This window comes from Streptomyces sp. (assembly GCF_050698815.1).
In the GTDB taxonomy this organism is placed as follows: Bacteria; Actinomycetota; Actinomycetes; order Streptomycetales; family Streptomycetaceae; genus Streptomyces.
The window spans coordinates 1-6,250 of sequence record NZ_JBOHCV010000572.1 but is presented as its reverse complement, the minus strand read 5'-3'; the positions used below and the strand labels follow the sequence as shown (position 1 = coordinate 6,250).

At 73.4% G+C, this 6,250-nt stretch carries 6 protein-coding genes and 1 pseudogene; 1 reads left to right on the top strand and 6 read right to left on the bottom strand.

Annotated features, from left to right (window positions below):
* From ACRDP3_RS20610 to ACRDP3_RS20585, 6 genes and pseudogenes are all read right to left on the bottom strand, one after another.
* A pseudogene (locus tag ACRDP3_RS20610) lies at positions 1-296 on the bottom strand (phosphoadenylyl-sulfate reductase); the annotation flags it as partial.
* A complete protein-coding gene (locus ACRDP3_RS20605; protein ID WP_431518453.1) occupies positions 293-442 on the bottom strand; it encodes a hypothetical protein in 150 nt (49 codons plus the stop codon). The pseudogene ACRDP3_RS20610 and the gene ACRDP3_RS20605, both read right to left, overlap by 4 nt.
* The gene (locus tag ACRDP3_RS20600; RefSeq protein ID WP_431518452.1) at positions 439-2,133 is read right to left on the bottom strand and encodes a nitrite/sulfite reductase; all 1,695 of its coding nucleotides are present in this window, start codon (positions 2,131-2,133) and stop codon (positions 439-441) included. Before ACRDP3_RS20600 ends, ACRDP3_RS20605 begins: the two co-directional genes overlap by 4 nt.
* A gap of 230 nt (positions 2,134-2,363) precedes the next feature.
* Positions 2,364-2,447: a putative leader peptide gene (locus tag ACRDP3_RS20595; RefSeq protein ID WP_309471194.1), complete on the bottom strand. Its 84-nt coding sequence runs from the start codon at positions 2,445-2,447 to the stop codon at positions 2,364-2,366.
* A 115-nt stretch (positions 2,448-2,562) separates the two neighbouring features.
* Positions 2,563-3,144, bottom strand: coding sequence for a GNAT family N-acetyltransferase (locus tag ACRDP3_RS20590; RefSeq protein WP_431518451.1), 582 nt, complete (start codon positions 3,142-3,144; stop codon positions 2,563-2,565).
* Positions 3,141-4,931 carry a P-loop domain-containing protein gene (locus ACRDP3_RS20585; protein ID WP_431518450.1) on the bottom strand — a complete coding sequence of 597 codons (1,791 nt, stop codon included), beginning with the start codon at positions 4,929-4,931 and terminating at the stop codon, positions 3,141-3,143. Before ACRDP3_RS20585 ends, ACRDP3_RS20590 begins: the two co-directional genes overlap by 4 nt.
* A 207-nt stretch (positions 4,932-5,138) precedes the next feature.
* Between ACRDP3_RS20585 and ACRDP3_RS20580 the strand changes: the two genes are divergently transcribed.
* The gene (locus ACRDP3_RS20580; RefSeq protein ID WP_431518449.1) at positions 5,139-6,122 is read left to right on the top strand and encodes a carbohydrate kinase family protein; all 984 of its coding nucleotides are present in this window, start codon (positions 5,139-5,141) and stop codon (positions 6,120-6,122) included.
* The last annotated feature ends 128 nt before the right edge of the window (positions 6,123-6,250 follow it).

Here is a 6,250-nt window from a genome sequence, read left to right as displayed (position 1 = left end):
TCGCGCATCGTCAGCGTCTCGTCGAAGTGGTACCCGGTGTCCACGAAGAGCAGGTCCGTGCGCGTCCTGGTCGACCGCGCGACCCGGGCGACGATGTCGACGAGCACCGCGTCGGCCATGGAGGACGTGATCGCGAAGCGCGCGCCGAAGGTCCGCACCGCCCACCGCACGATCACCTCCGGCGAGGCGTCCTCGAGGCGCCAGGCAGCACGCCGGGCCAGCGCCTCGCGGTTGGCGGCCAGGTCCGGACCGAGCAGGTCGTACGTCGGCATCGGGCTCAGCAGCGCCGCACTCATGTCGGACCCACCAGGCCGACCAGCTTCAGCGAGAACACCCGGGTGCAGCTGCTGCAGTGCCAGGCACCGTGGGTGTCCTCGTGGGGTCGGAGGTCCTCGTCGCCGCAGAAGGGGCAGTAGAACGGCACCGCGCGGGCCTCACTCACCGGAGATCACCCTCGTCGGCGCGGGCGACCCACTGCGCGAAACGCTCGCCATCGGCCCGCTCGGCGACGAAGCGGGAGACGACCCGCTCGACGTAGCCGGCCAGCTCGTCGGCAGTGACCTTGTGGCCGCGCAGCTTGCGCCCGAAGCCGGCATCGAGCCCGACACCGCCGCCGAGGTGCACCTGGAAGCCCTCCACCTGGGCGCCGTCCGGGCCGGGCACCAGCTGGCCCTTGAGCCCGATGTCCGCGACCTGGATCCGGGCGCAGGAGTTGGGGCATCCGTTGACGTTGATGGTCAGCGGGACATCGACGTCGGGCAGCGCGGCCTCGAGCTCGTCGATCACCTTGGCCGCCCGGGCCTTGGTCTCGACGATGGCCAGCTTGCAGAACTCGATGCCGGTGCAGGCCATCGTGCTCCGCCGGAAGGTCGAGGGCCGGGCGCTGAGCCCGAGCGCGTCGGCCGCGTCGACCAGGGCGTCCACCTGCTCGGCCGGGACGTCGAGGACGACGACTTTCTGGTGCGGTGTGGTGCGTACCCGCGTCGAGCCGTGCGCCTCGGCGACGTCCGCGAGCCGCACCAGGGTCGAGCCGGACACCCGCCCGACCGTCGGCGCCAGCCCGACGTAGAACAGGCCGTCGGTCTGCGGGTGGACACCGACGTGGTCGCGGGGGCCGGCCGGGGCGGCGGGCGCCGGGCCGTCGACCAGGCGGCGGCCCAGGTACTCGGTCTCGAGCACCTCACGGAACCGCTCGACGCCCCAGTCGCTGACCAGGAACTTGATCCGGGCGCGGGTGCGCAGCCGCCGGTAGCCGTAGTCGCGGAAGACGGACACGATGCCCTCGTGGACGTCCGCGACCTCCTCCAGCGGGACCCAGGTGCCCAGCCGCACACCGAGCTTGGGGTTGGTGGACAGCCCGCCGCCGACCCAGACGTCGAAGCCCGGCCCGTACTCGGGGTGTTCCACCCCCACGAACGCCACGTCGTTGATCTCGTGCGCGACGTCGAGCAGCGGTGAGCCGGAGACGGCGGTCTTGAACTTGCGCGGCAGGTTGGAATAGGCGGGGTTTCCGATGACCCGGCGGTGGATCTCCTCGATGGCGGGCGTGCCGTCGATGATCTCGTCGGCGGCGATCCCGGCGACGGGCGAGCCGAGGATCACCCGGGGCGTGTCGCCGCAGGCCTCCGTGGTCGAGAGCCCGACGCCCTCCAGCTGCCGCCAGATCTCCGGCATGTCCTCGATCCGGATCCAGTGGAACTGGACGTTCTGCCGGTCGGTGATGTCGGCGGTGCCGCGGGCGAACTCCTGCGAGATCTCCCCGATGACGCGCAGCTGCTGCGTGCTCAGCTGCCCGCCGTCGATCCGGACGCGGAGCATGAAGTACTCGTCGTCCAGCTCCTCCGGCTCCAGGATCGCCGTCTTGCCGCCGCTGATGCCGGGCTTGCGCTGGGTGTAGAGACCCCACCAGCGCATCCGCCCGCGCAGGTCGGCGCCGTCGATCGAGTCGAAGCCCCGATGGGCGTAGATCGTCTCAATGCGTGTCCGCACATTGAGACCGTCGTCGTCCTTCTTGGTCTGCTCGTTGCCGTTCAGCGGAGTGAAGTGACCAGCGGCCCACTGGCCCTCGCCGCGGTGGCGGCCGGCCTTGCGGCGGGTCGGTGCGGAGGTGGGCTGCTGTGGAGTGTCGGCCATGGCGGTGGGTCCTTCGGGTCATCCTCGGGCGGACGGAGACGGTCTCCCGTGGCGGTCCTGGGCAGCGGGCAACGCTCATGGGTTCGCCTGACCTGTGCGTACGCGCGCAGCACGGGGGCAAGGTCAGGAGAGCCGGAGCGCTTGGGTGCACCCCCGGCCGAGGACCGGGGGAGGGGGGAAGCCTGCCCGCGACGGTGCGGGCGGCTTCGGGATCGGCGGTGCTGGGACTGTCAGCCCGCCGGACAGATGGCGCTGGACATGCGGCCGAGGTCGACGTGACGTCGACTCACCAAGGCGATTCCGGCGCGAGACATGACGGAAGCGTCGCACGGTGCTTATCGGCCAGTCCACCAATATCCACAGTGTGGACAGAAACGTCCTGGATGATGAGACCGTGTGGGTCGGGTCACATCGGGCGGCCGTCTCGATTCAGCCATCCGCCGTGGGCGCGACCGGCGCCACGGGAGTCACCGGCTCCTCGGTCACCTCGGTGGCGTATCGGCGGAAGCCGCGCCGCTCGTAGTTGCGCAGCGCGTGCGGGCCGTCCTGGCTGCAGGTGTGCACCCACACCCGCTTCGTCGCCGGTCGCTGGGGCCACCGTTGGGCCAGGTCCCAGGCCCGCGCGGTCCCGTACGAGAGCAGGTGCCCGCCGATCCGCCGCCCGCGGAAGGCGGGGAGGAGACCGCAGTAGCTGATCTCGACGGTGCCCTCCGGCTGGCCCTCCAGCTCGATGAAGCCGGCGGGTGTGCCCCGCTCGTACGCCACCCACGTCTCCACGCCCGGGCGGTCGACGAATTCGCGCCAGCGCGCGTACGTCCACGGCAGCCGGTCCGTCCACGCCACGTCCGAGCCGACCGCGGTGTAGAGGAACCGGCTGAAGTCCGGGCTGGGCACCTCGGCCCGTTCGATCCGGATCGCGGACGCCGTGTCCGGTACCCGGGCGGGCCGCAGGTCCTCGGGCGAGGTCTGCTCCAGGTACCAGGTGGTGACCGTCACGGTTCCCCCGCTCATCGCTTCTCCTCCGCCCCGGCCCGCGTGATCCTGCGAACCCGCAGCCCCCGCATCCGGTTCAGCGCGGCGGCGGTCTCGAAGCGGCGCGGCACCGCGAAGTCCTCGTCCCGCACGGACAGCAGTGGGCCCGCGCCCGCCGCCAGGTCCGCGTCGAGCAGATCCAGCGCCTCGGTGAGCGTACGGTCGCCGTCCACGTGCCCCCGGCGCACCAGCAGCTCCAGCGCGAGACCGATCCCGGTCACCTGCCGCGGGTCGGCGATCTGCTCGACCGCGCGCAGGTCCACCTCGTGGTCGCCGAAGCTCAGGGCGTCCTCGCCGCGCGCCCGTACCTTCCTGCGCCCCCGCGCGTCGGCTTGCAGCGACGCCGGGTCGGGGCTGCGGTGCACGACTGGCGGGAAAGGCCGACCAGAACCAGCCTCGGTGTGCCGCCCCGTCGGTACGGACGCGACCTCGCGGGCCCGCACGGTGACGTCCGAGGGCCGGTAGGCGTCCATCATCAGCACCCGGTCGGCGACCTCCAGATAGTCCCCCGATCCGCCCATGACCAGCACCGTCGAGACCCCGTGCTCCGTGTGCAGGGAGCGTACGGAGTCCACCAGCGGGGTCAGCGGCTCCCGCTCCTTGGCCACCAGGGCCTGCATGCGGGCGTCGCGGATCATCAGGTTGGTGGCGGCGGTGTCCTCGTCGATGAGCAGCACTCGCGCGCCGGCCTCCACGGCCTCGCACAGGGACGCCGCCTGTGAAGTGGAGCCGGAGGCGTTGTCGGTGGAGAAGTCGGTGGTGTCCGAGCCGTCCGGCAGCCGGCCCACGAAGGCGTGCACGTCGACCCGCTCCACCCGGCGCCCGTCCTCGGCCCGCAGCTTCACCGTGTCGGGCCGGGCGACCACACGTTCACGGCCGTCGCCGGGCACGTGGTCCCAGATGCCGGTCTCCAGGGCGCGCAGCAGCGTCGACTTGCCGTGGAAGCCGCCGCCGACGATCAGGCTCACGCCCTCGCGCAGCCCCATGCCGGTCACCGGACCCGCGTGCGGCAGCTCCACCGTTACCCGCAGGCCCTCGGGAGAGGCGAACGGCACGACGCCCGCGCCGCTCGCCGGGCGGTCGTCGACGCCGCTGCCGCGCGGCAGCACCGCACCGTCGGCCACGAACGCGACCAGACCCAGCCCGGGAAGCGCCGCGCGCAGCGCGTCGGAGTCCTCGACGGTCTCCACGAACTCCCGTACGGCGCCGGCATCGAGCGACGCGTACCGCAGCGCGCGCCCGGCGATCGCCGGCACGGTCCGGCACAGCAGGCGCTGTGCCTCCCTGGCGTCGATGCGGCGGCCCTTGCCCGGCAGCGCGAGACCGAAGCGGAGCGTGACGCAGCCGTCGTCGGCGACCTGGCAGGAGCCGCGGTCCAGTACTTCCTGGCCGCCGCCGTCGACCTTCAGCGCCCTTTCACCCTCCGCGGCCCCGGCCGCGCGCCGGGCCAGGAAACTCGCCAGCGCCCGCCGCCGTACCGGGGTGCGCCACAGCTCCGGCGGGAACCCGGCCGGCCCGGCGGGCACGTGCACCACCACCCGCGCGGGCGGCGCGAAGGGGTCGGCCTGCGCCCGTACCAGCTCCAGCGTCGCCCCCGAGCCGGCAAGGGCGTCGGCGCCGTCGGCGCCGTTCATGGCGGGCAGCTCCCAGCTGCCGACCAGGCCCTTGTAGCGCCCGTACTGCGCGCCGTCCAGACGCGCGAGCTGCTGCTCGAGACCGCCGCGCGGCGCCCGCGTCCGGACGTCCCCCTGCTGCTGCCGTGGCACTGCGTCCGTCCCTTTCCGCCGGTGTCCGTCTGCGACCGGACGATACCCACCGCTCGGCGGCGGCCGCTCCGCGCCCGTGCCCGTGACCGGGACCGCCGCATCCGTGCCCGCTTTCCGCCCGTCCGCGGCAATCCTCCTTTGACAGGGTCCCGGGCGGCTGCTGGACTCCAGCGCGAGCCGTGCACCGCCGAACCGTTGAGGTCCCCCATGACCACCCCAGTCCCCGCCGGCGATCCCGCCGCCGACCCCGTCGCCGTGCTCGGCGAATGTGTCGCCGACGCCTTCGTCAGGCCCGCTACCGGGCCCGTCCGTACGCTCGCGATCGGGCTGGACGTGCTGCCGGGCGGCGGCCCCGCGAACACCGCCGTCGCACTGGCCCGGCTCGGCACCCCGACCCGGTTCCTCGGGCGGCTGTCCGCGGACGTCTTCGGCCGTCTCTTCCGCGACCACCTCGCCGGGTCCGGTGTGGATCTGAGCCGTGCCGTCGCCGCCAGCGAACCCAGCACCCTCGCTGTCGCCGACCTCGACGAGGAGGGCCGCGCCGACTACTCCTTCCACGCCGAGCACACCGCCGACTTCGGGTGGACGCCGCAGGAGCTGGCCGCGGCCGCCCACGGCCCGGTCTCCTGCCTGCACACCGGCTCCCTCGCGCTCGTACGGCCGCCCGGCGGGCAGGCGGTCGAGGAACTGCTCGCGGAGGTACGGGGGCGCGCCACGGTCTCCATCGACCCCAACGTGCGGCCACTGCTCGTGGACCCCGGCGCGTACCGGCGGGCGCTGCCGCGCTGGTGCGCCGCCACCGACATCCTGCGGCTCTCCGACGACGACCTGGCCCACCTCGCGCCCGCGGGCACCTCGCCGGAGCAGGCCGCCGACACCTTCCACGCCGACGGCGCGCGGCTCGTCGTCATCACCCTCGGCGCGGACGGCGTCTTCGCCTCTCTGGAGGGGGAGCGGCTGCGCGCGTCCGCGCCGCCGGTGTCGGTCGTCGACTCGGTCGGGGCGGGCGATTCCTTCATGGCGGGCTTCCTGCACTCCCTGCACAGGGCGGGCGCGCTGGGCGGCCGGCTCGACGCGCTCCGTGGCGATCAGGTCACCGACGCCCTCGCCTTCGGCGCCCGCGTCGCCGCCGCGGTCTGCGCCGTACGTGGCGCGAACCCGCCATGGCGGAGGGAGCTGGCCGGGTTCTAGCGTTCTTGCGTTCCGAACGCCGCACCCCGGTCAGCGCTCAGCCACCGCCCAGCCGGGAGGCACAGAACGACGGCGGCGGCTGGTCGGTCACGGTGTGAGGTGAGGCGGAGGCGGCAGATACGTTAAGG

Coding starts and splice junctions, on each gene's coding strand:
- ACRDP3_RS20595 (WP_309471194.1), bottom strand. CDS start 2,447: ATGTCTCGCGCCGGAATCGCCTTGGTGAGTCGACGTCACGTCGACCTC.
- ACRDP3_RS20600 (WP_431518452.1), bottom strand. CDS start 2,133: ATGGCCGACACTCCACAGCAGCCCACCTCCGCACCGACCCGCCGCAAG.
- ACRDP3_RS20580 (WP_431518449.1), top strand. CDS start 5,139: ATGACCACCCCAGTCCCCGCCGGCGATCCCGCCGCCGACCCCGTCGCC.
- ACRDP3_RS20590 (WP_431518451.1), bottom strand. CDS start 3,144: ATGAGCGGGGGAACCGTGACGGTCACCACCTGGTACCTGGAGCAGACC.